The organism is Halobacillus sp. GSS1 (assembly GCF_017307035.1).
In the GTDB taxonomy this organism is placed as follows: Bacteria; Bacillota; Bacilli; order Bacillales; family Halobacillaceae; genus Halobacillus; species Halobacillus litoralis.
In genome coordinates, this window is record NZ_JAFLHE010000001.1 from 547,315 (window position 1) to 571,696 (window position 24,382).

Annotated in this window: 34 protein-coding genes and 2 riboswitches; of the genes, 8 read left to right on the plus strand and 26 right to left on the minus strand. The window is 41.7% G+C overall.

All coding sequences use genetic code 11. From position 1 onward, the window contains the following. The first annotated feature begins 18 nt into the window (after positions 1–18). On the plus strand, positions 19–210 hold the full coding sequence (locus J0K78_RS02800; protein WP_160914787.1) for a hypothetical protein: 192 nt from the start codon (positions 19–21) through the stop codon (positions 208–210). Position 211: 1 nt separating this feature from the next. On the opposite strand, the gene J0K78_RS02805 is transcribed toward J0K78_RS02800, so the two are convergent. The 6 genes from J0K78_RS02805 to J0K78_RS02830 form a co-directional block, all read right to left on the minus strand. After that, complete coding sequence (locus J0K78_RS02805; protein ID WP_206945286.1) at positions 212–766, minus strand: GNAT family N-acetyltransferase; 555 nt, start codon at positions 764–766, stop codon at positions 212–214. A 108-nt stretch (positions 767–874) separates the two neighbouring features. Then, on the minus strand, positions 875–1,150 hold the full coding sequence (locus J0K78_RS02810; RefSeq protein ID WP_206945287.1) for a CD3324 family protein: 276 nt from the start codon (positions 1,148–1,150) through the stop codon (positions 875–877). 281 nt (positions 1,151–1,431) lie between these two features. Then, the gene (locus J0K78_RS02815; RefSeq protein WP_206945288.1) at positions 1,432–1,707 is read right to left on the minus strand and encodes a hypothetical protein; all 276 of its coding nucleotides are present in this window, start codon (positions 1,705–1,707) and stop codon (positions 1,432–1,434) included. A 76-nt stretch (positions 1,708–1,783) separates the two neighbouring features. Next, the gene (locus J0K78_RS02820) at positions 1,784–2,617 is read right to left on the minus strand and encodes a GNAT family N-acetyltransferase (protein WP_206945289.1); all 834 of its coding nucleotides are present in this window, start codon (positions 2,615–2,617) and stop codon (positions 1,784–1,786) included. Positions 2,618–2,685: 68 nt separating this feature from the next. Continuing rightward, positions 2,686–3,018, minus strand: a complete 333-nt coding sequence (locus J0K78_RS02825; protein WP_206945290.1) for a MazG nucleotide pyrophosphohydrolase domain-containing protein — start codon at positions 3,016–3,018, stop codon at positions 2,686–2,688. A gap of 126 nt (positions 3,019–3,144) precedes the next feature. Further along, positions 3,145–3,780, minus strand: a complete 636-nt coding sequence (locus J0K78_RS02830; RefSeq protein ID WP_206945291.1) for a DJ-1/PfpI family protein — start codon at positions 3,778–3,780, stop codon at positions 3,145–3,147. 155 nt (positions 3,781–3,935) lie between these two features. On the opposite strand from J0K78_RS02830, the gene J0K78_RS02835 reads away from it, so the two are divergent. Beyond that, a complete protein-coding gene (locus tag J0K78_RS02835; protein WP_206945292.1) occupies positions 3,936–4,367 on the plus strand; it encodes a hypothetical protein in 432 nt (143 codons plus the stop codon). A 38-nt stretch (positions 4,368–4,405) separates the two neighbouring features. Here the strand turns inward: J0K78_RS02835 and J0K78_RS02840 are convergent, their stop codons facing one another. The 3 genes from J0K78_RS02840 to J0K78_RS02850 all read right to left on the minus strand — a co-directional run bounded on the left by J0K78_RS02840 (position 4,406) and on the right by J0K78_RS02850 (position 6,530). Beyond that, positions 4,406–4,663 carry a hypothetical protein gene (locus tag J0K78_RS02840; RefSeq protein WP_206945293.1) on the minus strand — a complete coding sequence of 86 codons (258 nt, stop codon included), beginning with the start codon at positions 4,661–4,663 and terminating at the stop codon, positions 4,406–4,408. Between the two features lie 87 nt (positions 4,664–4,750). Beyond that, complete coding sequence (locus J0K78_RS02845; RefSeq protein ID WP_242517722.1) at positions 4,751–5,668, minus strand: branched-chain amino acid transaminase; 918 nt, start codon at positions 5,666–5,668, stop codon at positions 4,751–4,753. A 373-nt stretch (positions 5,669–6,041) separates the two neighbouring features. Beyond that, on the minus strand, positions 6,042–6,530 hold the full coding sequence (locus tag J0K78_RS02850; RefSeq protein ID WP_206945295.1) for a GNAT family N-acetyltransferase: 489 nt from the start codon (positions 6,528–6,530) through the stop codon (positions 6,042–6,044). A 298-nt stretch (positions 6,531–6,828) separates the two neighbouring features. Here J0K78_RS02850 and J0K78_RS02855 point away from each other — a divergent pair, with 298 nt between their 5' ends. Beyond that, complete coding sequence (locus tag J0K78_RS02855) at positions 6,829–7,152, plus strand: hypothetical protein (RefSeq protein ID WP_206945296.1); 324 nt, start codon at positions 6,829–6,831, stop codon at positions 7,150–7,152. 136 nt (positions 7,153–7,288) lie between these two features. Here J0K78_RS02855 and J0K78_RS20225 read toward each other — a convergent pair whose 3' ends face one another. After that, positions 7,289–7,594: a GNAT family N-acetyltransferase gene (locus J0K78_RS20225; protein ID WP_370550933.1), complete on the minus strand. Its 306-nt coding sequence runs from the start codon at positions 7,592–7,594 to the stop codon at positions 7,289–7,291. Continuing rightward, positions 7,527–7,823: a GNAT family N-acetyltransferase gene (locus tag J0K78_RS20230; RefSeq protein WP_370550935.1), complete on the minus strand. Its 297-nt coding sequence runs from the start codon at positions 7,821–7,823 to the stop codon at positions 7,527–7,529. Before J0K78_RS20230 ends, J0K78_RS20225 begins: the two co-directional genes overlap by 68 nt. A 485-nt stretch (positions 7,824–8,308) precedes the next feature. After that, positions 8,309–8,413: riboswitch (SAM riboswitch) on the plus strand. 176 nt (positions 8,414–8,589) lie between these two features. Between J0K78_RS20230 and J0K78_RS02865 the strand changes: the two genes are divergently transcribed. Beyond that, entirely contained in the window at positions 8,590–9,639 is a 1,050-nt protein-coding gene (locus J0K78_RS02865; RefSeq protein ID WP_206945297.1) for a homocysteine S-methyltransferase family protein, read from the plus strand. 194 nt (positions 9,640–9,833) lie between these two features. After that, on the plus strand, positions 9,834–10,286 hold the full coding sequence (locus tag J0K78_RS02870; RefSeq protein ID WP_206945298.1) for a hypothetical protein: 453 nt from the start codon (positions 9,834–9,836) through the stop codon (positions 10,284–10,286). A gap of 113 nt (positions 10,287–10,399) precedes the next feature. On the opposite strand, the gene J0K78_RS02875 is transcribed toward J0K78_RS02870, so the two are convergent. From J0K78_RS02875 to J0K78_RS02920, 10 genes are all read right to left on the minus strand, one after another. Then, positions 10,400–10,729: a DUF4257 domain-containing protein gene (locus tag J0K78_RS02875; RefSeq protein ID WP_160914758.1), complete on the minus strand. Its 330-nt coding sequence runs from the start codon at positions 10,727–10,729 to the stop codon at positions 10,400–10,402. Positions 10,730–10,947: 218 nt separating this feature from the next. Then, positions 10,948–11,232: a hypothetical protein gene (locus J0K78_RS02880; protein ID WP_206945299.1), complete on the minus strand. Its 285-nt coding sequence runs from the start codon at positions 11,230–11,232 to the stop codon at positions 10,948–10,950. 421 nt (positions 11,233–11,653) lie between these two features. Continuing rightward, a complete protein-coding gene (locus J0K78_RS02885) occupies positions 11,654–12,046 on the minus strand; it encodes a phosphoribosylanthranilate isomerase (RefSeq protein WP_370550939.1) in 393 nt (130 codons plus the stop codon). 67 nt (positions 12,047–12,113) lie between these two features. After that, the gene (locus tag J0K78_RS02890) at positions 12,114–13,358 is read right to left on the minus strand and encodes an MFS transporter (RefSeq protein ID WP_242517678.1); all 1,245 of its coding nucleotides are present in this window, start codon (positions 13,356–13,358) and stop codon (positions 12,114–12,116) included. 184 nt (positions 13,359–13,542) lie between these two features. After that, positions 13,543–13,716 (minus strand): hypothetical protein, encoded by a 174-nt coding sequence (locus J0K78_RS02895; RefSeq protein WP_206945301.1) that lies wholly within the window; start codon positions 13,714–13,716, stop codon positions 13,543–13,545. 273 nt (positions 13,717–13,989) lie between these two features. Next, entirely contained in the window at positions 13,990–14,493 is a 504-nt protein-coding gene (locus tag J0K78_RS02900) for a hypothetical protein (protein WP_242517679.1), read from the minus strand. A gap of 186 nt (positions 14,494–14,679) precedes the next feature. Further along, positions 14,680–14,937, minus strand: a complete 258-nt coding sequence (locus tag J0K78_RS02905; RefSeq protein ID WP_206945302.1) for a hypothetical protein — start codon at positions 14,935–14,937, stop codon at positions 14,680–14,682. Between the two features lie 30 nt (positions 14,938–14,967). Beyond that, positions 14,968–15,339 carry a VOC family protein gene (locus J0K78_RS02910; protein WP_206945303.1) on the minus strand — a complete coding sequence of 124 codons (372 nt, stop codon included), beginning with the start codon at positions 15,337–15,339 and terminating at the stop codon, positions 14,968–14,970. Between the two features lie 110 nt (positions 15,340–15,449). Continuing rightward, a complete protein-coding gene (locus J0K78_RS02915; protein WP_206945304.1) occupies positions 15,450–15,971 on the minus strand; it encodes a hypothetical protein in 522 nt (173 codons plus the stop codon). Positions 15,972–16,084: 113 nt separating this feature from the next. After that, complete coding sequence (locus J0K78_RS02920) at positions 16,085–16,384, minus strand: hypothetical protein (RefSeq protein WP_206945305.1); 300 nt, start codon at positions 16,382–16,384, stop codon at positions 16,085–16,087. A 121-nt stretch (positions 16,385–16,505) separates the two neighbouring features. Between J0K78_RS02920 and J0K78_RS02925 the strand changes: the two genes are divergently transcribed. After that, on the plus strand, positions 16,506–17,228 hold the full coding sequence (locus J0K78_RS02925; protein ID WP_206945306.1) for a 3-ketoacyl-ACP reductase: 723 nt from the start codon (positions 16,506–16,508) through the stop codon (positions 17,226–17,228). A gap of 210 nt (positions 17,229–17,438) precedes the next feature. Here J0K78_RS02925 and J0K78_RS02930 read toward each other — a convergent pair whose 3' ends face one another. The 3 genes from J0K78_RS02930 to J0K78_RS02940 are packed head-to-tail and all read right to left on the minus strand — an operon-like array spanning position 17,439 to position 19,951. Beyond that, the gene (locus J0K78_RS02930) at positions 17,439–18,263 is read right to left on the minus strand and encodes a MetQ/NlpA family ABC transporter substrate-binding protein (RefSeq protein ID WP_206945307.1); all 825 of its coding nucleotides are present in this window, start codon (positions 18,261–18,263) and stop codon (positions 17,439–17,441) included. Between the two features lie 22 nt (positions 18,264–18,285). Then, a complete protein-coding gene (locus tag J0K78_RS02935; protein ID WP_160914734.1) occupies positions 18,286–18,948 on the minus strand; it encodes a methionine ABC transporter permease in 663 nt (220 codons plus the stop codon). Further along, on the minus strand, positions 18,908–19,951 hold the full coding sequence (locus tag J0K78_RS02940) for a methionine ABC transporter ATP-binding protein (protein WP_206945308.1): 1,044 nt from the start codon (positions 19,949–19,951) through the stop codon (positions 18,908–18,910). Before J0K78_RS02940 ends, J0K78_RS02935 begins: the two co-directional genes overlap by 41 nt. Positions 19,952–20,042: 91 nt before the next feature. Then, positions 20,043–20,148: riboswitch (SAM riboswitch) on the minus strand. Positions 20,149–20,292: 144 nt separating this feature from the next. Here J0K78_RS02940 and J0K78_RS02945 point away from each other — a divergent pair. Further along, positions 20,293–21,363, plus strand: coding sequence for an iron-containing alcohol dehydrogenase family protein (locus J0K78_RS02945; RefSeq protein WP_206945309.1), 1,071 nt, complete (start codon positions 20,293–20,295; stop codon positions 21,361–21,363). 5 nt (positions 21,364–21,368) lie between these two features. On the opposite strand, the gene J0K78_RS02950 is transcribed toward J0K78_RS02945, so the two are convergent. Beyond that, the gene (locus J0K78_RS02950; protein ID WP_206945310.1) at positions 21,369–22,700 is read right to left on the minus strand and encodes an FAD-binding oxidoreductase/lyase; all 1,332 of its coding nucleotides are present in this window, start codon (positions 22,698–22,700) and stop codon (positions 21,369–21,371) included. 4 nt (positions 22,701–22,704) lie between these two features. Next, positions 22,705–23,277, minus strand: coding sequence for a GNAT family N-acetyltransferase (locus tag J0K78_RS02955; protein WP_206945311.1), 573 nt, complete (start codon positions 23,275–23,277; stop codon positions 22,705–22,707). A 138-nt stretch (positions 23,278–23,415) separates the two neighbouring features. Between J0K78_RS02955 and J0K78_RS02960 the strand changes: the two genes are divergently transcribed. Beyond that, positions 23,416–24,324 carry a DMT family transporter gene (locus J0K78_RS02960; protein WP_206945312.1) on the plus strand — a complete coding sequence of 303 codons (909 nt, stop codon included), beginning with the start codon at positions 23,416–23,418 and terminating at the stop codon, positions 24,322–24,324. Positions 24,325–24,382: the final 58 nt, after the last annotated feature.

Sequence of the window (24,382 nt, forward strand, 5' to 3'; positions counted from 1 at the left end):
TAAAAAGGAGTCTTTCTTATGGAAGTACTGGCTGTTGTTTTAATCGCTATCGGAATCATAGCTGTCCGGGTCATCAGCTTTTTCTATCCTGATTGGAAAGCGATTAAAGGAGAGCACTTATCTGAACGGAAACGTTTAGGCTACAGTTTAGCAGGCATCGGCATCTTACTTTTCATGTATATTCTAAGTCAATTCCTTATCAGGCTATAGGTCAAGGAGACTCGTAAAATTCCCGTTTCAGGATACTCATTACTATGGAGTCATGATACTTCCCATCGTAAAATAAGTCTTCTCTCAGCCTGCCTTCTTCTCGAAAGCCTAACTTTTGATAACATTTCCATGCTCTTTCATTAAATGAAAACACATCCAGTCCAATCCTGTTCATATTCAACATCTCAAATCCATACCGTATCAATAATGACAGGGAGGCGGTACCATACCCGTGCCCCCAATAATTTTTATCAAAAATTGAAATTCTCACGACAGATTTTCTGTTTTGATAATCGATGTCCAGCATAGCGATATCTCCAATTATTTGGTCCGTCTCCTGTAAACAGATGACCAGATCGATCCTTGAATCATCCAATGCGATTCGATCGAACCAGTTTTGGACCCCCTGTCGACTGAACACCGCTTGTGTGCCCGTAAGCCTTCTTCCTTCTCTATCCCAGAGAGCTTTTGTATAAAATAAACCGAGATCCTCCTGTTCCAAAGGCCTTAAATAAACCCGTTCGTCCTCTAACAGTTTTATACTGTCTTTCCCCATAACCCTTCCTCCTTTATCGATCCTGGTCTTATCATAACGGTAAACAGGAGACCAATAATAGGACGAGTTTTATTTAGAATAGAAACCATCAAAAAAATGATTACCTGGTCAGGTAACCTCTTTTCGGGAATAGATGATTTTTTTAATGGTTTCTACGGACAGATGGTAATTCCATGAAATCTCTTCCAATGACCTTCCATCTGAATATTCTTCTTTGATCTTCCTGTTTCGTTCCTTCAATTCTGCTCTAATGCCTGTCCGCGCTCCCCACTTTCCGCGGTTACTCGCAGATTTGGGCACATAAAGGGTCTCCCCTTGGATATATTTCTGGACTTCTTTTAACAACTCGGCCGGTAAAGCTTCTTTGGCATTCACATATTTCATTTATCGCCAGCTCCTTATTTTTATGTTCAATAAATATAAGGGGCAAAGCCAAATGAATAAGCGATCTTATGACGATATTAACCCATTGATCCCCATGCAAAGAATCGCCATCTATTCACAGGCTTTGCATGAGTTGCTCTCGTCTTCCCCACCGGGGTATAAAAGTTTTCCATATCGTTCACCTCCGTCGACAGGTGATCATTTTACCGGTAACCATCATCTCAAAATATTCTGAAGAAAACAACGATTTAGAGGAAGGATTCTTTCCTTGTCCAAGTGAGTTAACCTTTCTTCTCAATCGTTTCATAATACTCGAAACATAAGATGACGAGCCCACCAATTGTAAGGATTACACCAAGTATGAATGGAAACCCTAAAAATAATGAATCTACGGTCTCATCCCCATATTGTCTGCCCCCGAAAACGGCATACCATAACTTTGATTTACCAGACCATGAAGTCATATGAGGGGCATAGATCGCTCCTGCTATGATCATCGACATTGTTATGAATAACCCACCTAACATGACGAATCCACCAATTAAGGTTCTTTTCATCATTCACCCTCCTTGAAACGATCACTATGTATAATTGTAATCTAAAAGACACGGGTGTTCTTTACATAACACCAAATTAATCCTCAATTGGAAAGATGTAGACGTTATAGTTTAAATACATATCCAATCCTAATTTTTTTGCAATGGTATTGGAAGGTGCATTCTTCACTTCACAGTCCCAGTAAGGAATCAGCCCTTTCCTTAAACATTCTTTCACCATATTGTGAGCTGCCTTCTGGCCTAATTTATTCTCCTGGTGTTCCTCAAGGGTTTCAACATCGATCGAGTGAACTTTTCCTGCTACAAAGCCAGAAAAACACAAACTCACAACCTTATTATGATAGATAATTCCATAACCCTCCCCCTTTTGAAAAAATTCCAAGGGAGAAGACCAAAATTCTTTTATTTTTGAACGTAAAAAACCTACGTTTTCAATTTTATTATCCGTATTGTCTAAAAGTTCTTTGTTGATTTTTACTACCTTATAATCTTGGTAAATTAAAGGTTCATTTTGATTTATATCATCTATTTCTGCCATCTTATAAACATTCTGATTTGATTTCTGCATGCGCTCGTATTTAAAAACCCTCTCTAGGGTCTCTTCCCATCTTGAATGATGACCAATGGCAATAAAATTATGTACCTTCATCTTCTTTGCTTCAGGAAAAATCACCTGAGCTAAAAAATCGTTGATATGATCGTTGAATGCTCCATTTTCTTCGTCTCCAATAAAGAAAAAACCATCATGATTCCCCAACCAGATCATTCCTGTTTTAGGAGATTCTTGATTATCTACAAAAATTCTACCGGGATTATTCCCCTGTATTACCGCTTTAACTTCCAGGTGTCCCTCATCGTTCACTAATTTTTCACATTTGTGGAATTCAGATTGACCCAATTCACGAATCATCTTTACCCCTCCTAAGATGGGGAATTAATCACTTTTTGGATAAACGCCCTATGTAATGTTTCCAACACTCAATTCTCATTATTTTGAACTACTAAAAACTCTTCTAAATTAGGATATTGATGATATTTTACTGCTGCTTGCTTATCCTTTTTTAAAATGGCCTTTGTCAGGTTGATATGATTTACACTTGCAATCGCCACTGCATAATGGATCACATCCACTAACTCTTTCTCTAAAGAAGAATCCCCTTGCTTTTCCTTCCTGCCTTCTGTCTGGTTAAGGACCTCTGCTACTTCCCCAACCTCCTCTACTAATTTCATAAACAAAGCAGAAGAGGTGCCTGAATCGTCATACTTTAATGCCAGGTAGTTCTGTAATTCCTGGAACGATAAATCCTTCATACAAACCCTCATTTCTTAAAATGGTTCCTCTTAATTAACAGTTCCACCTACTATTTATTCAATACTTGTAGAATAACACGATCTTTTCTAAGGCTTAATTTAGGGATATTTCCAATCACCTTATGTTTATTTCTTTGAAGAAGGCAATGTTTGCATTAAGTTATAAAAATATTTCGGATCACCAGTTTGGAAGTAGTTATACCATGCCTCCAGGGTTTCTTCAGAAAAAACATCCAACTTCGCTAGGATAAGTTGTGCAAAAAGCAACGCTCCTGCTGAGCTAGCTGTTATCAGGTTTTGATCTGAAACTGCTTTGACATCTCTATAATGAGATTCTCCTTTATAGCTCGGGCTCACCATTTTGAGATATTCAAGACTGTTGCTAGTATGGACACGATTGTCAAATACACCTGCTTCAGCCAGGACAGTAGTAGCCCCGCAAATGGCAGCTATAGTCCCTCCACAATCCAACAATTCTATTGCTTTATCAATAATCGGTTTGTGCTTTGGATCATTCCACGTATCTGCTCCAGGAAGCAGCAATACGGATGATGGAGAAACAGGGACGTCGTCAGTGGTGATCTCTGGTATTACTCTCATTCCTCCCTTCGTTACAACAGAATCCAGATCAGCCCCTACAGTCTTAACGCACACAGGATCACTACTTCTCTTAAAATATTGACCTGAATTTAACTCTGAGGTCACATACCCAAGTTCCCAATCTGCTAATGTGTCCAGCGTGTAAATATATACATCAATCATATGTATCCTCCCGTTTACTTTCTAAGTACGTCGGTGAAAAAGCCATTTATAAGGTCCTCTCACAGCGTTGGTTTGTCGGCTTAATCACTGCCCGTACAACTCTTAAAAATATGATTATGGTACCATTAAGTTGAGATATTGAAGGTGGGTGGTGTATGAGTAAATTACTGAGTACATTGATTTGTGGTAACGTTACGTCAATAATTTTCGCGATTTATTTTACAAAAGATACAGATCTGTTCATAAGTCATTTATACGGAATCACTTATTTAGTTTTTTTAGGTCTATTTTTATTAGTTTTTCCTTTTTCATTCCTGATAGAAAAGATTGTAAATAAGCTGGATATAGAAATAGGAAAGGCCTTCATTGAATTTGGCTTTTATATCATTGTAGGCGTTATTGGCATGGTTCTGGTTCTTCCGTTGCTCTTCCAATGGAGTTTCATGGCAGTCGTGGTAGCTGCTTTCTACCTGGTTATCCTCAAATGGGTGGAGAAAATATCAAAAAAGCATGGAATTATAGGAGTGATCATAAGTAGTATTTTCACCTTATTGATGTTCCTTTTCCTCTACAATAATATTGCTTAATATTAAAAGACGGGCTATTGGCGATTGGTCAGCAGCCCTTAGTTCCTTTTTTCATTTAAGAACGGAGGGTGTTTTGTAAAGACAAATGAAACAACCAGACCTAAAGCAGAAAAAATCGCAGTGTTAACCACTCCAAATCCGTTCATCGTAAAGGTTTTATAAATCAACCAGCTAGTCATTCCAAATACAATAAGGGCAGGTAGATAGTATTTCTGTTCGTTACTGTTTTTAACTTTGATCACTAAATATAGGAGTTGGACAAAAAGAACAATCAGGAGTGTCCCCATTATCACCATTTTAGTATCCCCCTCCTTTCATCTACTTTTCCTTGTATCTTAGAAAAGTAGATTTTTCCTATTCATAATAGACCTCAGGCAATTATATTAGTTAAAGTTCTTTTCTTTCTCATACACAGGAGTACAATAATTCATATAGGAAGGGAGATTCCCCCGCACAATTAATTGATAGATTTCTTGAGCTTTAGATGTCATGGGACCAACCTGCCCGCTGCCGATCACTCTCCGATCGATCTCGGTTACAGGTTTAATCCCCATCGCTGTTCCTGTTAAAAATACTTCATCTGCTTCATATAATTCGACCCTTGTTAAACTTTGCTCACGTACTTGTATGTTCATCTCATTCATGAAAATTTGGGCGGTTGTATCTCTGGTGATCCCCGGAAGAATGTCATCTGATACAGGAGGAGTGTACACTTGACCATCCCGGATAATGAATAGATTTGCCGTCGCTTCCTCACTGACATTGCCTTCTGCGGTTAACAGGATTGCTCCATCAAATCCATTGGTCGCCGCCTCTTCACTCGCCAAAGCAGAATTCATATAGCCTGCGGTAGGTTTGGTTTGAGGAGGAATCATATTACTGCCTATTCTGGTCCATGAAGAAATACAGAGCTTCAAATATGGCTTCGGTTCATACTCTGTATAGTGTGTATAGATAGCCAGATGATTGAAAGGATCATTTAAATCCGGACGTAACGTATTGGCTCCCTTGAAACAAATGGGGCGGATGTAAACATCCTGAGTGACCTGATTTAAAAGCAGCAACTGTTTCGTTATGGAGGACAATTGCTCTACCGTATAAGGGATGTTAATAAACAAACTCTTCCCGGATCCGTGCAATCTTTTCATATGATCCTCTAATCGAAAGATAAACAATTGCTCTTTCTCATCGTTCCAAAAAGCCCGGATTCCATCTAAGCAGCCTAATCCATAATTAAGACCTTTATTCTTTACGCTGACACTCAACAAACGTTCATCTACGAATCGTTCTTTATCAAACATTAAGGCCACATCATCCACACCTTTTCATAGAACTTTTAACCGAATGAATACCACATACCTCATGATTGATGTAATGAACATCATGAATGAAAGGCTGCCAAACCATACTTCTATAAAAGAAAAGGATCCCTTTGTTTCGCATTCCCAAATATCGCATCTGGATTGATTTGTATAACATATGTTTCAAAAAACGAATAAACACCCTCACCCATGTACTTATATCCTTGGAGTCTCCACTTTCCTTCCATCAAAAAGCGATATTTTCACCACAAGAACATACGACTATCAACATCCCGCTGTAAATATTGCCTGTACTTGGATGAACGCTCCCTTTAGACGATTCGATTCTGAGAGATGGTGGAGGATATTCTTTTTAATTGTCCCTTTCGTTGAACACCATCTCCATTTTTCTGCTCCTGGTTGTCATCCCGAGGGACTTGTAGAATTCTATGGCTGATGTATTGCTCTCAGATACTCCCAATTCAATACTTTCAACGTTGAGGCTCTTCACAAAATCAAAAACATAGGCCGCCAGTTTTTTTCCGACACCTTTGTTCCTATACGTTTCAGCTACGCATAAACTGTTAATAGATAATACTTTCCTCGCTTTGACAAACGAATTTTCAGGTATTTCTTCTTCCTTCGTCACGATAACTCCTATGACCTCCTTGCCTGTGACCGCCACAAAGAGATGTTGTTTGCTATCCTTCACCTGGCTTTCATAAAACGCTTGTTGAACCGGAGTCGAATTCTTTTTGTACACATCCGGCCTTGCCTGCACGTGGAATTCGTGAACCTGCCTGAATAAAGGCAATAATGATTCATAATCGTTCAGCTCGGCAGTTCGAATACATATGTCCATATTTCCTACCTCTCATCATGATAGATTTGGTCTTTGGTTCATCCCAAGACCTTGAAGTCTAGTGGTTAACCCTACTTGGCTAAGTTTAACATAATTATCCATACACCCTATTGATCACTGGGGCATTAACTATAAAAAATGTCAGAATAGATGGCTGGCTCCCATCTTTTATATGTAATCAAGAGGGTCTATAGTCTATCTTCTCTACGATATAGAGGACAAGCAGGTTATTAATCTATACAAGAAAGCATGCGACCTCATAGAATAATATATCTTGCAACAGGGGAGGTGTATTTTTGTGAATAATAACCCTAATTATAGAAGTTGCAACTCTTATGATCATAATGATGCGACAACCTGTAATTGTTGTGTTACTGGTTTGGCTCATATCATTTCCAATCGATTTTGTTGTGGTGATACCATCGGGATCACCTTTTTCGTAGAAGAAGGTGCAGGTATATTTACTGGTAGATTCAGGGGGCTGGAAAACTATGTCCTTGAAATTGAAGATCTGCTCGTACCTGGGACAACTAGTTTTGTACCTCTTTGTGACATCGGGAGTATCGAGAAAGGTCTTCCCCTTCAGGAACAGCCCCTTCAAATTAGTAAAAAGAAAGAGTAACGATATTCCACATTAAAGAATCAGAAAAAAAGAGAATCTACTAAAAGACAGAAATAAACAAATAATAAGGGGGTCACTCCATAAGTGACCCCCTTATTATTTGTGGTAATAAAATTTAAGAGAATGAAAGAAGCACTTATATAGATTTTTCATAATACTCCATAAACCAACAATCTTTATACTCCCCTTCGTGAAACTCACGATTTTGCAGAAGCTTAACTTTTTTAAAACCACATTTCTCATAGCATCTAATCGCCCGCGTATTGCTTGTCTGCGGGTCCATGACGACCCGATCTGCTTTTTTATTTTCGATTAGGAATTGAACCATGGATGTCACAAGTAATGTTCCTATCCCTTTATTCCAGTGTTCTATTTCACCAATAAATTGGTCGATTCCATACACATTCCCGTTGGTCAATCCATAAACATTTTTTTTTATCATCCAATTGATAAAATTGTATGTAACCTATTCCTTTGCCATTAAACTCTACCAGACATTTACCTTTAAAATCCCCCGAACTATAAAATACTTGATTCACTTTCGCTAAATCAAAAGGTTGATCTCTTCCTTCATAAAACTCAAGAACCGATGGGTTGGAAAGCCACTTCGCTAACAAGTATTTGTCTTCTTCTTTTAACTTACGGACTCTTAAGTTTCCTTTTTCAAACAATGTCATCTCCCCCGTGGAGCCAATTATCGGTTTCCATCATTTTCTCTTTCAATCATCTATACCTTCATGATTTCTTTCCTGTACTCTCATTCAGTTCGACTAAGATAAATGGTGTGCATCTGCTTTGTCCCCTTTATCATCACCGTTGCAAGTAAGATACAACCTCATGCGTACTTGAACTGTTATCAGGAACAGTCTTGAAATCCACTCCCTTTCGTCTACTAAAACCAAGATTACCATAAGTTTCTATTTTTTTGGAGAGAGCTTTCTTCCCCTCCATCCAATCAAGTGCTATGTTCATGAATAAGCACTATCTATACACTCATAAGGACCAAGCACAATCTCCAGTGAGTCATCCAAACCCTGCAAGCACTTTCATAAAAGTAACCTGAAACTTTTTCTGAAAATTCTATTGATTCTTATTCCGATTTCCTGTATTGTAAATCGCAAGCGAAATTGTTTTTCCAAAAACTACATATCCATCAAACTTATCCAGAGAGGTGTAGGGACTGGCCCTTTGATACCTCAGCAACCAGCCATTGGCACGGTGCTAAATCCAGAAGGTAGTTGTTATACCTTGAAGATAAGGAGACTCTTTATATATAAAGGACCCCCTTATCCAGGGAGGTCCTTTTATTTTTTCGAAAGAAGAGCTCTCGGGCGCAAAATGATGGAGGCCCTCGCAGACAGAAAGTCAGCGTGTCTAAAAAGGACATTCGCTTACTAAATAAATAACTCTTACAACATGGAAAGGTTGTGCAAGGACATGAAACGATCATTAGAACAAAGATTACAGGATGGACCCGTGATTTGTGGAGAAGGATACTTATTTGAGCTCGAGCGAAGAGGCTATTTACAGGCCGGATCGTTTGTACCTGAAGTGGCTCTCGATAACCCACAGGCTCTAAAGCAGACCTACCGCGACTATATGCTCGCAGGATCTGACGTCGTCTTAGCCTTTACTTATAACGGCCACCGCGAGAAGATGAGAATCATTGGCAAAGAGGAATTGCTGGAGCCGCTTAACCGCCAAGCGATCCGCCTGGCCAAAGAAGTCGCCAAGGAGCATCCTGAAGAAGAAGCACTCGTTGCCGGGAATATTTCCAATACGAATTTGTTCAACCCGGATGATCCTGAAGCTGTAGCAAAAACGAGGAGCATGTTTGCCGAGATGATCGGCTGGTGTAAAGAAGAAGGCGTAGATTTTGTGAACGGCGAAACCTTCTATTATTATGAAGAAGCGCTGATCGCTCTCGAGGAAATTCAAAAGCAGGACCTTCCTGCTGTGATCACCTTCGGTCTGATGGGCGAAAATATTCTCCGAGATGGTTACGAAGTGGAAGAAGCCTCCCGCTTATTAGAAGAAAAAGGCGCCCTTGTCGTCGGGATGAACTGCTTCCGCGGACCAGCGACGATGCAGCCGTATGTAGAGAAAATCCGTCAGACGGTGGATGGATATGTCGGTGCCCTACCCATCCCTTACCGGACAACAGAAGAGCACCCGACCTTCTTCAACCTGCCGGACGGTGGATGTGCCTGTACACTTCCAACGGAAACAACGTTCCCTACGTCCCTGGATCCGCTCTACACGAACCGGTACGAACTTGCCGAGTGGGCCAGAGAAGCCCAAAGCATTGGCGTGAACTACTTTGGCCTCTGCTGTGGAGCTTCCCCTGCTATGCTTCGAGAAGTAGCAGAAACCGTGGGCCGACCAGCGGTGAACTCCACGTACTCCCCGGATATGGAAAAACACTTCCTGTTCGGCAAAGACGACACGCTTCAGGATCACATCACCTCTTATAAAACGAAAGCTTAAGTGAAAACACGTATTCCAATAGACAAAAGAGCCCGCAAAGATGCTGGCTCTTTTGTCTATTTATTTCACTAATCCCGGCTTGTATATGACTTTCATTCAAGATATATTTGTGTAGGTAAAGAAAAGTGGAGGTTAGTCAAAATCGGCAGATCGAATATGGATATCAGCACAATATGTATGAAGGAGTGTAGGAATTGCGGAATTTCCTGGCCGTTTTAATCGTTTGGAATCTTGCCTTTCTGATGCTGCTTCCAAGGTTCACAACATCACCGGGAACTCCATATGATAAGCACTATTTCGAATTTCCGCTGGAAGAAATACATGGCACTTACATAGCATTGTTTCTTCTCTTGCTGGTCGTGCTCTTTCCGTTATCCCTGGTCATCAATAAAATAGTGAAGCGGTTGGAAGTAGGAAAGTTTTTCATAAAGCTGGGTTTATATTTGCCCTTGTGCTCTACGGTATGGATCTTATTTTTTCCTTATCTTACTTTCGGAAATGAAATGATCATAGTGGTCGTATCGTTTGCCATGATCTATGAATTACTTGGAAAGTTGAATCAGCAGACTATAAAAAAGCTGGTCAAAGCAGCGCTCGCTGTCAGCTTTGTGGCTGCATCTGTCTTTTACTTTGGGTTTAGTTTATAAGAATTCCATTTAAGGATTGACCAGAGGCGTTTTGTTTGAGGAGTAGATAAAAGTGAGGATACGAGTGGGGATTTCTTTCGAAAGAAAAAATAAGGATTGGACCAGTTGAGCATTTATTTTAATCTCTGATTGATACGATCCAATCCTTCTACTTTCGCTTTCTCTACATTCAATTCCCTTTTTAATAACACATTTTCGGCTGTCATCCCCGCTAATATAGAGATTCCAATAAGCGATCTTAATGCATCCGACTCAGGGGTCAGATAGGTGACGGCGAAAATGGAAGCGGCCGCCCCAATAAAGAAATCTGCCAGGAACCCTAGATAAATCCCCTTGGGACGTGCTCGTTTTTTAGGAAAGATCAGAACTTTTCCATTTCTCATCAAATGAGCGACAATACCTGTCAGTCCTCCAATACACCCCGCAATGATTAGTGTATTCATAAGAAATTTTCCCCCTAGACTAAAAGAGCGGCAATTGGTAGAAACTTAGAAACATACGCTACTATGCACTAAATCCTCAACCAAGCTCGCCGCTCCGTTTAAGTCCGTTATTTTTTTAAATACAGGTCTCCCACTATAATGAACACCTTGACTATAGTTTACACTATTATTATCAGAAAATAAATACTATTTTGCAAATTTTTGGATTCAATAACAACTTATGTCAGCTTAGTATAATGGATTTTATTTAACCATTCATGGATCTGGTCTTCATAATACCTTACTTCCTTTTTCGACGTTGCATCAATTAACTCCTTTCTCAACCGTTGATACTCTTCTAATTGTGGCTTTGTTATGGCCAGTTCATCGGTTGATTGAAGGTTGTCCAAATAAAGCTGGATTTCTCCAAAATAATAGCGGCTCTCCTCTATCGACACAGCATTTTTAAAGGAATGTATAAGGTTGTCATAGGTCTCTTTATCTTTATCGTTCATCATATTCAATCATCGGCACCTCCTCTGGATTTTTACTTAACCGGAAACATCTCGATGGAAAAAACCACAAAAAAGCAAGGTCCCCTTCTAATACTCTGTCCATTAACTCCTTAATACCGATTTATACTTCATACCCATTATACAAGATTTTCTAACGGATATTGTTAGTCCTTCATCATTTATCAAATATTTTTAAACTTAATTTAATCGGATGAAAAAAATGTAACATCGAATTTCAAAACCCTTAAATCCATGACATATTTTTTTAGGGAAATCAGGCGTTCGATACCCTATTCGGTGACATCCATTAGAATAAACAATGGCCACATAGAGTAACCTGTTCCGTTAGATCATTCCTTTTAAGAAATCAATTTTTCTAAAGTCTTTACGATTATTGTTATCCGCGCGGTAACTATCCTTGGATGAAGATTCATAAACCCTTAGATATTGCTCTCGGTTCAGTAAATAATATATGCATCTCCAATTCATTCAGGTGGATGCCTGCAAAACTCGGGAGCGTATCCATGATTCCAAACTCAACCGATAACCCCAGTTTTACAAACTCATGCTCATGCAGATCAACCAAAGTATAATCCATCGAATTCATCACCGTTACAATATCATCCCAGTTATGTATGTTCGATTCAGGAGATACCTCCCATCCCCTTTTATCCCCTGGAACATGAATATCCAGGTCCTGGGCTTCCCAATTCATGTTTGTTATGACTTCAAGCCCCACCGATCCCATCAACAATGGAATGATTTCTATATCATTTAGTTTTTGTGCGATTTCAAGAAATTCCTTGAATTTGTAATTATCCATACGCCACTCCTGTTTTCTTTATTTCATTAGATGCTTCTACTCGATACTCCTTCTTCAGCTAACGATTTCAAGACGTATTTTTAAGTACGGATCGATCTTCAAAGTAATTCGATTTGTTTGGTATAAGAATGAGCTTGATCTGCCAAATGCTTACGAACAGCATCAATATCGAGGCACCAATAATGCTGTACCTAATGGGAATGATATCCCCCGTGAAACCAATCAAAAGAATAAAAAGAATCTGCAATAAGCTCTGGAAAATACCGAATATACTTGAAATTCTGCCCATCATCCCTACGGGTACGTTGTTCTGGTAAAATGTCATAAATCCAGTCCCTGAAAAGGAATTGAAAAAACCTAAGACCATGAACCCCAGGGCCACTGTCACAAAGGAAAAGGAAAAAGCATAAACGAGATAGCCGATCGAAACCATCAAATAGCCACTGATCATTAAAGCCTTTATGGATATTCGTTTAGCAAGGGAGGAAACCACAGCCGCCCCTAAAATAGAACCGACTCCTGTGAGGCTTATAAGCAAACCGTAATCTGTTTCAGACAAACCTAATACCTGCTGGGTAAAAACTACTTCCTGGGCATCCATACCAAGAGCGATGATCATGGTAAACTGCGCCAGGAAGTACACTTTTACAATGAAATGGTGTTTGTGACTGTATTTAAACACTTCACCCCAGTCATTTTTAAGCATTTGGAAACTAATCTTTTGCACGGTTTGATTACTGCTGGCATTTACGTCTGGTAAGAAATACACCATGATAGCTGAAACAACGAACGAAACAGCGTTCAGCCATATGGAGATATCAACAGAAGTAACGAGGAGTAAGGCTCCGGAAATGGCAGGACCGACTAAAAAAGCACTGGAAGTAATCAAACTTCTAAAAGAATTGAATTGTTTTCTGTCTTCCTCAGGAACAGCATGGGTGATGTAAGTAAGGGCGGCAGGCTCAAAAAACGCTTTAGAAACAGATAAAAATAACAGACATATGTATATCGGCAAGACGGTTTGGAAGAAAGGAATCATAGCTACCAGTGCCGCCCGGAGAATATCGGTTCCAATCATGATCCCTCGGATGTTCAGCCGGTCAATCATACTTCCAGACCAGAATTTAGTCAGTAAGGAAGCGATTGGTCCCATCATCCATAAACCGGCGACGGCAGCGGCTGAGCCAGTAAGCTTTAACACTAATACATTTATCGCTACAAGGTAGATAAAGTCTCCTAATGTAGAGATACCCAATCCAAATAGGAGCAGAAAGGAGTTCTTTCTTTCCATCAAATTTGATTTTCTAATCATAACACCTCGCTTCATTGCACCTTTCTACACCATTTGGAAAAGTAAAGGCTCTATTGGAATTTTCATTCTACACGTTCATTCTTACCTTGGTCACTTTACATCATGTAAACTTACTAAGACTTACTAAGTAGTTTTAGATCACTATCCTGTAGCAGCGACACCTGAGAACCAAAACCAGGAATCACTATTTTTCATTGTTCCTTGCAAAGAAAACTTGCCAATACGCGATCAAAGTAACAGGGATCACTAATACGATCTGTCCTAATCTATCTACATCCACATCAAAGAGCGGATAGATCAACAAACTCACCCCATAAATATAGAGCGGGATTCCAATGATTTTAAGGACAGTTACCATATAACCTCTCCTTCTAATCGTCCTTTTTCAAAGATGGATGGTTTCATAAAAAAACGTCCTTGCATTTAGTGGCACTGCCTGCGCGATTACATATGTTTACTTCTCCATTATTTAATCAATCACAGGACCACTGGGTAAGTTTAACATAATTAACCATTTAACTAATTCATTTTTTGAGCAAAACGTCCGGTGCTAGGCTTATCACAAATAAGAGAGCCCACATTCATGCCGGCTCTCTTACATACTCTTTTGTTTCTTCTAATTCTTGATAGCTTAACGGGAAGTCTGTGTATCATCTTTAATAACAATATTCCCTACGTACTGGGCCGCGTTACTTCCATCTTTAAATGAAGCTTCAAAAATATATTTCCCTTCTTCCGTCGGAAACTGAAATTCTCTTTGCTCATTCATCTCGATTTTAATTTTTTCTCCATTTTTCCATAGAACAGCTGCGATCGTTGGGGCCGACCAAATATCTCCGCCATTTTCTTTATTCTCTTTAAAATCTAAAGAAGCGTCCTGCCCTGGGAAAACCTTTATTTCATCTTGTGATTGTACATATTCTTCAATATCTTCTATTGTTTCTTCTACTTTCCCGCTTGATGAATACCAATTGATATTCGCTTCTGGTAATTGTACAGATTTACTAAGCACGTGAGCATCTATATTTAAATGAGCCGTCGGAACTCCAACATCATAATCTTCACCAATGCATCCTGCCAGTACAGAAATCAAAAACAAGCCTGCAAATAATATCAGATTTTTTTTCATAACCATACACCACTCCTTAGATCGTTAACTGCCAAACCTCTAAGTTCCACGCCTTTTGTTGAAGATTTTGTTCTATCAGTCTAATAGCTCCATACCTCGATATTTTTCAGACTTATGTAATTAAAGATCTAAAGCTTTATTGAACTATATCCTTTGTTATTGAAGACTCGATGTTAAGATATTATGGGCAACCTACACCTCTTTCGCAGGTTCAAAAAAAGCAGGAAGTCTCCCCTGCTTTTCTATACCAGCGATAATATGGTCACCATGGAGGACTGCATTATTGTAGATCATCCAAGGGAGTGGCGTTGAATAATAAATGAAAAAGATGTGGAAGCAGAATTCGCCGCTAAAACAAATTCCTGTTTCGAGTGATATGTATGTAAACCCTAAAAAGTCGCCATATACTTTGGCTACCTTCAAGTTTCCGCTTCCACTCTTTCTTATCATAAATCTTCCTCTTCCAATAACCCTTTATTATTATCGATGTTGATCGATTAAAATGGGGTTGCCATCCGGGTCTTCTAATGTAATATGGGCAGGCCCTTCTGTAGATTCATCAGTTTCTTCAATCAGTTCTACTCCCTTTTCTTTCAGTTCTTTTTGCAAATCACGGACATCTGTAAAGCCTTTCAGCTCTTCAGCATTATTATTCCATCCTGGATTGAAAGTCAGAATGTTTTTCTCAAACATGCCCTGAAACAACCCGATCACCTTATCGTCATTTTTCATGATCAGCCAATTCTGATCAATATTTCCTCCAGTGGCTTCAAACCCAAGGTTTTCGTAAAATTCTTTGGATCGATGGATGTCTTTCACATTTAAACTAACGGAAAATGCTCCTAATTCCATTACTTCTCCTCCTTATGAGTGGCTTACATAATATTTCTATTTATCTTCCAAAATACCTTCTCGTTAACCTCTTTTAACGAACTAATCACTGACTTTCACTAATTGTTAGCTTAATTATCTTCTTTCCAACCAATTTTCTTAATAATAACAGCGATCACTTCTTTTTCATTAAACCCAAACTCTATATTTATCCTATTGTCTTTATCAAAATATCCAAGGGTATCCAAGCCACTTTCAACCCTTTCATAATAGTTTTCACCGTATTCTTTGATCACCTCTTCTTTGGCATCCCCGATTTTAATTTTTTTTGCAGTTCCATAGATTTTGGAATTTTCGTGTGTTCTTCGAATGAATAATCGCATAACCTTGTCATCTACAAACCCAAACTCCACACCATCGTAACTTAAATATTTTGACTTTGGATTTTCTATTTCCTCGACTTCCATTGGTTTTCCAAAAGTGTTTATTACATCGTCTTCAGATGAATGTATGGATATAGAAAGGATATTTTCACCAGAGAGGTCGATACCGTCTGTGCTTTCATAAAAGTCCATCGTTTCCTTCGAGAATGGTTCACATCCTATTAAAAGGAACAACATAATCATAGTTGAAAGGACCGTTGAAATTTTCATATTTATCCTCAATATGATTCCCTCATTTTTACCAGTTGGAATATTTAACCATATGTTCCGAAACCATGATTCATGATTACTGCTGGTTAGCTCACTTTATTAAGCGCTGGATCTCAGGCTTCTACCATATGATTTGGTTTAAAAGTGTACACCAAAACATTCAATAGACTTACCGGGAATAAAGCGATGTATAGATAGAACGAAACAGGATCGCCACTCATTCCGAACTCATCCACGATAAAACCGCTGCTGTTCAGGCAGACGCTGCCGATGATCAAACTCATCGATGTAATGAAGAATAGTGTCCATCCATTCACCTTCTTTTCCTTTTGAAAAATGATAAATAGAGTAAGCAGAACGGAGACAGTCACTAATAATAAGAAGACTGGTCTCAAAAGCACAAAAGTTTCCATAAAATCCCTCCCTACTCTCCTAGTCTATCAAAGGATTCCTCCTGAAGGTAGTTGCTATCTTTTGCTTTCAATAAAGGAAACTCGTAGACTTGATTAAAGAATAGGTAAAGGAGTGAGAATCATGGCACAAGAAATCAAAGGAAAAATCGCTTATGTTACCGGTGCAGGTCGCGGAATCGGAAAGGCTACGGCTTTGCAGCTGGCAAAAGAAGGCGTTCATGTGGGGTTGATCGCCCGGACCGAAAGCCGTCTTGAGGAGGTTGCAGAAGAAGCCCGTTCCTATGGTGTACAGGCAGCAGTGGCATCCGCTGACATTTCTGACCTTGAAGAAGTTGAAAAAGCCATACAGCAGTTAAAAGAAGAAATTGGTGAAGCGGACATTCTCATCAACAATGCTGGGATCGGTGTGTATGGGAAGTTCCTTGAACTTGAGCCGGAAGAATGGAAACGGACGTTTGAGGTGAATGTTTATGGTACATACCATGTCACGAGAGCGGTCCTGCCAATGATGAAGGAGAAAAACCAAGGGGATATCATCAATATTTCCTCTAGTAGTGGGCTTAAAGGCACAGCCGGTTCTACGGCTTACAGTGGATCGAAGTTCGCCCTTCAAGGCATGATGGAGGCGCTCATGCAGGAAGTAAGAAGAGATAATATCCGCGTCTTCACCCTAAACCCGAGTCTTGTCGCGACAGAACTCGCTTTAGGCGAAGACATGGAAGGACAGGATAAAGAGAAGTACATGCAGCCCGAGGACCTTGCTGAGTACATGGTTTCTCAATTGAAATTACACCCTAGAATTTTCATCAAACAGTCGCTTCAGTGGGCGACCAATCCTTTTTAAATCAGGCACAATTCCTGGAAGGATTAAATTTAAAGAAATTAAATTAAAAGCATAGTGAGAACCGCCTGAATCATAAAGATCCAGGCGGTTCTTTTTTTATGAATGTACTCTCCGATGATTTAAGTAATGTTGACCTGTTCCAAACAACGCGTATGGTTGTCTGGAACGATATAAAAAAAGAGGCTGACGTGTAAACGCCAGCCTTCCTTTTTATTCTTTCATCCACTGTGGTTTTCCGAAGCCTTTAAATTCTTCATCGATGATTTTTTCAAACTCCTCTGACTCCACCACTTCTTTAATATCTTTCACAAATTGAGCGTCCAGATCTTCCGTCTTCACTGCTACACGGTTCCGGTAATCATCAGGCATGTCTTCCAAAGCTAGAGCATTCAGAAGATCCATTCCGGCTGCCAGAGCATAGTTCCCTGGAACCATGGACAAATCTTCGCTGTCAACAAGACGTGGCAATTGCCCTGCTTCGACTTCGACAAACTTGATGTCTTTCTTATTCTTCGTGATGTCGTTCAATGATGCACGTAGAGGATCGACACTGTCATCAACCTCAACAAGGCCTTCATCTTCAAGCACAATCAATGCACGGGCAAGATTCGTCGGATCGTTCGGCACGCCCATCGTGCTTCCTTCTTCAATACTCTCGATATCCTCGTATGTATTGGAGTAAATCCCCATTGGTGCCGTCGGTACGATGATCACTTCGGATAGATCCAGGTTGTTTTCCTTGGCGAACGACTCTAAGTAAATTTTATGTTGAAAAAGGTTTGCGTCCAAATCTCCATTGGCAAGGGCTTTGTTTGGTTGAACATAGTCTGTGAATTCTTTGTTCGTCACCTCGTATCCCTTTTCTTCCAACAAGGGAGCGATCGCTTTCGTGACCATGTCGCTGTACGGTCCAGCCGTAGCGCCGAATCGGATCGTGTCTTTTCCAGAAGCGTCCGCACTTTCTTCTTCCTCTCCGCACGCAGCTAGAAATGCAATCGATAATAAAGTGACACCTAACAAAATGAGTTTTTTCATGATGGTACCTCCTAAGTTTTCTTTAATTCTTTTTCACCGTTTTGGCAATGTAATCGCCTGTGTATTGTACGATTTGAACAAGAACAATTAGCAGGATGACGGTTGTAAACATGACAAAGTTATCATAGCGGTAGTAACCATACCGAATCGCCAAGTCTCCAATTCCACCGCCCCCGATGGCCCCTGCCATGGCCGAGTACCCAATCAAACTGATGGCAGTGATCGTCAATCCGCTGATTAATCCGGGTTTGATTTCCGGGAAAATGATATCTTTAATGATCAACCAAGGAGAAGCCCCGCAGGCGATGGCCGCTTCGATCACCCCTTTGTCAATATCACGCGCCGATGATTCCACAATCCTTGCGTAAAAAGGGATCGCAGCTACAGAAAGAGCGACGGATGCCGCAACCGGCCCTGTCGTAGTTCCGATCAGGAAGTTGGTAAAAGGAAACAGAAAGACGAGTAAAATGATGAACGGAACCGAACGGATCAGGTTCACTACGACGCCGACGATGCTTTTGATGGTTCGATTCTCCAAAAATAAATCACGGTCTGTCACAAACAGAAGTAATCCAAGCGGAAGTCCTGCAATTAAAGCGACGAGGAGTCCGATACCTACCATGATCAGTGTTTCCAGGAATGATTTATTCAGCTCTGGCCAGAGATTGATCAGCTGTTCGATCATCTTGCAGCACCTCCACTTCTCCAAGTTTCCCTTTCAAATCATCGATCGCCTGTTTGACAACTTTCTGTTCTCCAGTCAATTCCATGACGAAGTTTCCGAGCGCCTGGTCCTGGATGTAGTCGATTTTCCCGTGGAGAATATTGGCCCGTACTTTAAATCCTTGCAAGAGGTCTGACACAATCGATTCGTTCGCCGAGTCCCCTTTGAACGTCATATGTACGATGGTCCCTTTTCTTTCGGAGAGAATCTTTTCAGGAATTTTGAAGTCGATCACCGTTTGAATGAAGCGTTTGGTGAGTTCGTTTTCAGGCGCTGCGAAGATTTCGTACGTAGACCCCTGTTCTACGATTTTCCCGTCCTCCATCACAGCACAGCGATCGCAGATTTCTTTCACGACTTCCATTTCATGGGTAATGAGAACGATCGTGAGTCCGAGTTTGCGGTTGATCTTTCTTAACAACTTCAGTATGGATTGTGTCGTGTTCGGGTCCAGAGCAGAAGTGGCTTCATCACATAAAAGCACTTTAGGATCATTGGCGAGCGCTCTCGCAATGCTCACTCTCTGTTTTTGACCTCCACTTAACTGGGCAGGATACGCATCAGCTTTATCTGACAAACCGACAAGGTCCAAGAGCTCCTGGGCCCTTCTTTTTCTTTCCTGTCGGTTGACGCCTGAAGCCTTTAAAGCGAAGGCGACATTTTCCAAAACGGTTTTCGCCATTGCCAGGTGGAAACCCTGAAAGATCATCCCGATGGATTGCCTTGCCTTCCTCAGGTCTTTAGGATTCAATGTCATGAGATCGATTCCATCCACCATGACCTTCCCTTTTGTCGGACGTTCCAGAATGTTCATACATCGCAGCAGCGTACTTTTACCAGCCCCGCTGTACCCGACGACTCCGAAAATCTCACCTTTCTTGATGTCCAAGGAGACGTCATCGACTCCGATTACGGTTTTCTCCTTGGATTGATAGACTTTGCTCAATTGTTCCAATGAAATCATCGGCTTCCCCCCTCATGATTATGTTAAATAAAGTCCCATAAAAAAACTCCCGCCCTTTACGGGAGAGAGTTTCGCATGAAAGACTGCTAAACTCTTATCTCCCAGAATAGAAATATTCTGCAGGAATTAGCACCACTCCAATTGGAAGGTTGCTGTGATCTCTACGGGCCTTTTCCCTCAATCACTCTTGATAAGAATTTCGTTTATGTTTTAACACTTTAACGCAAGTGATAGGTTTTGTAAATAATTTTCTCAATTTTTTCAATTATAATTTTTCTCCGTTGACATGGCATTTTCAGGTATGGATAATAATGGTCATATCTTAGAGGGAGGAATTTTGAATGGAAACGATCCAAGTACAAGGGGCGCCGACTTATTACCGTTGCGAGCCCGGCATTTTGCAAAAAGTACCTGACCTCGTGAAGGATGAAACGTTCACGCATGGGACCATCATCCATGGCAGCGATTCGTGGAGCATGGTCAAACCTTACATCCCTGAATTTCCATTTGCTGTCGAAACCATCCCCTATGAAGGGGAATGCACACATAAAGAAGTGGAAAGAATCGCGGAGAGAATCACAACCACAGATGTCCTGATCGGTGTTGGTGGAGGGAAAATCCTCGACCTTGCGAAAGCATGCGGGGCTCGCCTGGACCTGCCTGTGATTCTGATTCCCACCTTGGTTTCCAACTGTGCCGCTTGGACGCCTCTCAGTGTTTTTTACGATGAAGAGGGGAATTTCCTTGAATATATCATTTACAAAAGAAGTACATACATGGTCATCGTCGATCCGGGTATGCTCGTTACCTCACCTGTAGAATATCTCCGGGCAGGGATTGGAGATACGATCGCCAAATGGTATGAGGCCGACGTTTTGACGAGCCATATAAAAGAAAAGCCTCTCCCCTTGGAAATGGCTCTCCACGCTGCAAAATTGTGCAGAGACGTTCTATTCCAGGAAGGAAAAGACGCTGTGGCGGCCAATGAAAACACTCAATGCACGTTCGCATTCACACATGTCGCTGAAACGATCATCATGGCTGGAGGTATGGTCGGGGGTTTTGGAGATGGTTACGGTCGTATATCCGGCGCGCACTCCATCCACAACGGCCTGACGAAAGTGCCGGGGACACATAAGTTTTTGCATGGAGAAAAAGTAGCCTACGGCATCCTTGTCCAGCTGGCTCTCGAGGGTAAAACCGATCAAATCGAGCAGCTGATTCCCTTTTACAAATCCATGCAGCTCCCTCTCACCCTCAAGGAGCTGGATGCAGATTCCCTGGAGGATATAGAAACCATTTCCTACTATGCCACTCGTCCCAGCGAATCAATTCACCTGATGGGGATTCAAACGCAAGCCCAAGTAAAAGAAGCGATCCTTACTGTAGAAAAAAGCTTAGCCTCCTTGTAAAAAGGCTAAGCTTTCATACAGCGGGCTAAGTAAATGCCACTCGCTGCCGCCTGCGACAAAGAGTGCGTCTCCCCGGAGCAGTCTCCGATCAAATACAAACCTTGTAGCTCCGTTTCAAAATGCTTATCTGTAAAGATCTTCGCTTCATAAAATTTGCTGTCCATTCCATATAGGATGGTGTCACAATCGATTTTTTCTCCAAGCAGCCCTTCCAATGCCTCGAAAAACTCAAGAAGCGCTTCTAAATAAAGAGGCGGAACTTCATTTTGGAGATCTCCTGCTTCTGCTTCCAGCGAAGGATGGATCACTTCTGAATCAAGACGAATCGACGTTTTTCCTGCCAATAGATCTCCCAACTTCTGAGCCACAATCCTGTCCTGCCCTTGATTGATACCTCCAATGACACGATGAGCTTCTGCCATAGCTTCGGCTTGATTTTTGAAATACCGCGGAACGAAAAGAGTGAAATTCAAATTCTGACTCGGTTCCTCCTCGTTCTGATTCTGACCATCTGCCATCACCAGGCCATGCTGATACTTGCGTATGATTCTCCCGCGTGGATTCATGCAGTAAGTGGTCGCGGAAAAGCGGTCGTTTATGTAATGCAGTTTCGTTTCAAACGTTTCCTGAAGGATGGCATCAAGCTGATTGCCGCGCATCTCCACCCGGACCCCGAGATCCAACCGAGTCTCTCCTGCTTTCAGCCCTAAATCCCGGGTCTTGGATTTCAGCCATTCTCCCCCGCTCATGCCTGTCGCGAACACTACTTTCCTGCTTTGAAACCGCCCATGGTTTGTATCAATGGAAAATCGGCCGTTTTCTTTTGTAACCGCCGTCACATCCGCTTCGAAGGTAAACGTCAACCGTTCAGACATGACCTCATACATGCTTTGAAAAACCCCCCGGGCGAGCTGCGTCCCCAGGTGGCGGACTTCTGTTGAGAAAACCCGTAAGGAGTGCTGGGCGGCTTTTTTGGAGAGTTTCTCATTTTTCGTACTGTATTTTTCCACAAGGTCGCCACCATAAGAACATAAAAGCTCATCGACTTCTTCCATGAGCGAGAGCGTTGCCTCTTCCCCGATCTTCTTTCCCAGTTGTCCTCCAAAGTCGTTCGTATAATTGAATTTCCCTTCGGATTTTCCCAACCCGGCAAATCCTATGTAGCGATCGCAAGGGCCATCACAGATACAGCTCTCCTGCTGCAATCCACACGTCCGTTCAACCAGAGGTTTTCCTTTATCGATCACATGGATGTTCACATCCGGATGTTCCTCGGCTAACGTGTGAGCAAGAAACACCCCGCTGACGCCGGCACCAATGATCGTTATGTCATACATGGGATCACTCCCCTTTTTCACGGACTTTGGCATAGATACACGTATCGGTTAAACGTTTTCCATCGACAGAAAGATCGTCGTTGCGGAGGATTCCTTCCAGTTCAAAACCAAGAGACTCCGGAATGGCGCGGCTTCTTTTGTTTTCCGATTCACAGCGGATTTCCACCCGCGCTCCACCCAGGTCATGCAACGCATAGGTCGTCAAAGCTTCCACCGCTTCCCGCATGTAGCCTTTTCCACTATGAGCGGTATCCATCCAGTAGCCCAGTTCAAACTTCGGCACATCCCAGTCCATTCGATGAAAACCTGTCGAACCGACGAAGGTTTTTTCCTCTTTTAGAAAAACGAGATACCTCAGGTTCTGTCGCAGCAAAAACTTCGCATGCGCTTCTCTTGCGTTTAATTCCGTATCTTCGACCGTCGGTGTCTCCTGGACGAATCCGAGCCAGGGTTTCAGTTCATTCACAGACCTCTGGATCGCCGCATTGACTGCTGTCCCATCTCCTGGCTCCGGCATTTTCAGAATCAGCCGTTCGGTTTCGATGTGTGTGTTGACTTCTCTCATTACTGGATTCATTGTCCCATCCCCTTGTGTTTCGATTTCATCCTTATCCTCTATCAAACAAGAATTTCTATTTTTTTGCAACAGCTATATTCAAACCTTTCTAAATTTTTGTATAATAGACGGACATTCAAGGATGAAGGAGGGATCCAGGTGACAAGAAACCGCGCGTTTATCCTCATATTTCTCGGCGCATCCCTATGGGGGATCATTGGCCTGTTTGTGAACGAATTGTACGAGTATGGCCTCTCCCCCATCCAGGTCGTCGCTCTCCGGGTGACCTCTGCAATGGTGATGCTGTTCAGTTATATCCTCGTTTCGAATCAAGCACTTTTGAAAATAAGGCCCGCAGATTCCTGCTACTTCTTCGGCACCGGGGTCATCAGCATCGCTTTGTTCAACTGGTGTCTGTTCAGCGCGATTGAAGCCACTTCGATGTCGATCGCTTTCGTGCTCCTCTATACAGCGCCTGTTTTCGTGACCACCTTCTCGAGGATGTTCTTCAAAGAAGCTTGGACAGGAAGAAAACTGATGGCTCTTGTCACCACGTTTATCGGTTGTACATTCGTCATCGGGTTGCTTCCGGAATTGGAGGCTTCCTTGTCGCTGGCCGGCTTCCTGTTCGGACTGGGTTCCGGCTTGTTTTACGCGCTTTACAGCATCTTCGGCAAGGTCATTTTGAAAAAGTACCCTTCCTTGACGGTTACCTTTTACACGTTCGTCTTTGCAACGATCGCTGTCGTTCCTTTCAGCCGTCTATGGAACGATGCAGATGTCCTGACTGATGTGCGGGTCTGGCTGTTGATCCTCGGACTTGGACTCATCTCGACGGTTATGCCCTTTCTTCTTTACACGAAAGGGCTACAGCATGTGGAATCGAGCCGCGCTTCCATCGTCGCCACTATCGAACCGGTCGTCGCGACGCTCGTCGGTTACTTCGTTTACTCGGAAGTGATGACGGTCTACCAATATGCCGGCGTCGTACTCGTCCTTTTATCAGTCATCATAGTGAATGAGTCGAAAAAGAAGACAGCTCGGTACAGGGAAAAATCCGCTTCTTGATCGTTAAGTCACTTTGGGGTGTCGTTAGGGCACTTTCGTGGTGCTTTAGGGCACTTTG

Excerpts from the sequence above, each read along its gene's own strand:
- J0K78_RS02840 (WP_206945293.1), bottom strand. The coding sequence starts at position 4,663 with ATGGTGATAATGGGGACACTCCTGATTGTTCTTTTTGTCCAACTCCTA.
- J0K78_RS02890 (WP_242517678.1), bottom strand. The coding sequence starts at position 13,358 with ATGATTAGAAAATCAAATTTGATGGAAAGAAAGAACTCCTTTCTGCTC.
- J0K78_RS02865 (WP_206945297.1), top strand. The coding sequence starts at position 8,590 with ATGAAACGATCATTAGAACAAAGATTACAGGATGGACCCGTGATTTGT.
- J0K78_RS02805 (WP_206945286.1), bottom strand. The coding sequence starts at position 766 with ATGGGGAAAGACAGTATAAAACTGTTAGAGGACGAACGGGTTTATTTA.
- J0K78_RS02900 (WP_242517679.1), bottom strand. The coding sequence starts at position 14,493 with ATGGTTATGAAAAAAAATCTGATATTATTTGCAGGCTTGTTTTTGATT.
- J0K78_RS02820 (WP_206945289.1), bottom strand. The coding sequence starts at position 2,617 with ATGATTCGTGAATTGGGTCAATCTGAATTCCACAAATGTGAAAAATTA.
- J0K78_RS02815 (WP_206945288.1), bottom strand. The coding sequence starts at position 1,707 with ATGAAAAGAACCTTAATTGGTGGATTCGTCATGTTAGGTGGGTTATTC.
- J0K78_RS02810 (WP_206945287.1), bottom strand. The coding sequence starts at position 1,150 with ATGAAATATGTGAATGCCAAAGAAGCTTTACCGGCCGAGTTGTTAAAA.
- J0K78_RS02950 (WP_206945310.1), bottom strand. The coding sequence starts at position 22,700 with ATGTATGACATAACGATCATTGGTGCCGGCGTCAGCGGGGTGTTTCTT.
- J0K78_RS02830 (WP_206945291.1), bottom strand. The coding sequence starts at position 3,780 with ATGATTGATGTATATATTTACACGCTGGACACATTAGCAGATTGGGAA.
- J0K78_RS02920 (WP_206945305.1), bottom strand. The coding sequence starts at position 16,384 with ATGGAAACTTTTGTGCTTTTGAGACCAGTCTTCTTATTATTAGTGACT.
- J0K78_RS02895 (WP_206945301.1), bottom strand. The coding sequence starts at position 13,716 with ATGGTAACTGTCCTTAAAATCATTGGAATCCCGCTCTATATTTATGGG.
- J0K78_RS02800 (WP_160914787.1), top strand. The coding sequence starts at position 19 with ATGGAAGTACTGGCTGTTGTTTTAATCGCTATCGGAATCATAGCTGTC.
- J0K78_RS02930 (WP_206945307.1), bottom strand. The coding sequence starts at position 18,263 with ATGAAAAAACTCATTTTGTTAGGTGTCACTTTATTATCGATTGCATTT.
- J0K78_RS02945 (WP_206945309.1), top strand. The coding sequence starts at position 20,293 with ATGGAAACGATCCAAGTACAAGGGGCGCCGACTTATTACCGTTGCGAG.
- J0K78_RS02905 (WP_206945302.1), bottom strand. The coding sequence starts at position 14,937 with ATGATAAGAAAGAGTGGAAGCGGAAACTTGAAGGTAGCCAAAGTATAT.
- J0K78_RS02935 (WP_160914734.1), bottom strand. The coding sequence starts at position 18,948 with ATGATCGAACAGCTGATCAATCTCTGGCCAGAGCTGAATAAATCATTC.
- J0K78_RS02910 (WP_206945303.1), bottom strand. The coding sequence starts at position 15,339 with ATGGAATTAGGAGCATTTTCCGTTAGTTTAAATGTGAAAGACATCCAT.
- J0K78_RS20225 (WP_370550933.1), bottom strand. The coding sequence starts at position 7,594 with ATGATAAAAAAAAATGTTTATGGATTGACCAACGGGAATGTGTATGGA.
- J0K78_RS02825 (WP_206945290.1), bottom strand. The coding sequence starts at position 3,018 with ATGAAGGATTTATCGTTCCAGGAATTACAGAACTACCTGGCATTAAAG.
- J0K78_RS02940 (WP_206945308.1), bottom strand. The coding sequence starts at position 19,951 with ATGATTTCATTGGAACAATTGAGCAAAGTCTATCAATCCAAGGAGAAA.
- J0K78_RS02955 (WP_206945311.1), bottom strand. The coding sequence starts at position 23,277 with ATGAATCCAGTAATGAGAGAAGTCAACACACACATCGAAACCGAACGG.
- J0K78_RS02875 (WP_160914758.1), bottom strand. The coding sequence starts at position 10,729 with ATGAATACACTAATCATTGCGGGGTGTATTGGAGGACTGACAGGTATT.
- J0K78_RS02885 (WP_370550939.1), bottom strand. The coding sequence starts at position 12,046 with ATGGATAATTACAAATTCAAGGAATTTCTTGAAATCGCACAAAAACTA.
- J0K78_RS02915 (WP_206945304.1), bottom strand. The coding sequence starts at position 15,971 with ATGAAAATTTCAACGGTCCTTTCAACTATGATTATGTTGTTCCTTTTA.
- J0K78_RS02850 (WP_206945295.1), bottom strand. The coding sequence starts at position 6,530 with ATGGACATATGTATTCGAACTGCCGAGCTGAACGATTATGAATCATTA.
- J0K78_RS02925 (WP_206945306.1), top strand. The coding sequence starts at position 16,506 with ATGGCACAAGAAATCAAAGGAAAAATCGCTTATGTTACCGGTGCAGGT.
- J0K78_RS02835 (WP_206945292.1), top strand. The coding sequence starts at position 3,936 with ATGAGTAAATTACTGAGTACATTGATTTGTGGTAACGTTACGTCAATA.
- J0K78_RS02845 (WP_242517722.1), bottom strand. The coding sequence starts at position 5,668 with ATGTTTGATAAAGAACGATTCGTAGATGAACGTTTGTTGAGTGTCAGC.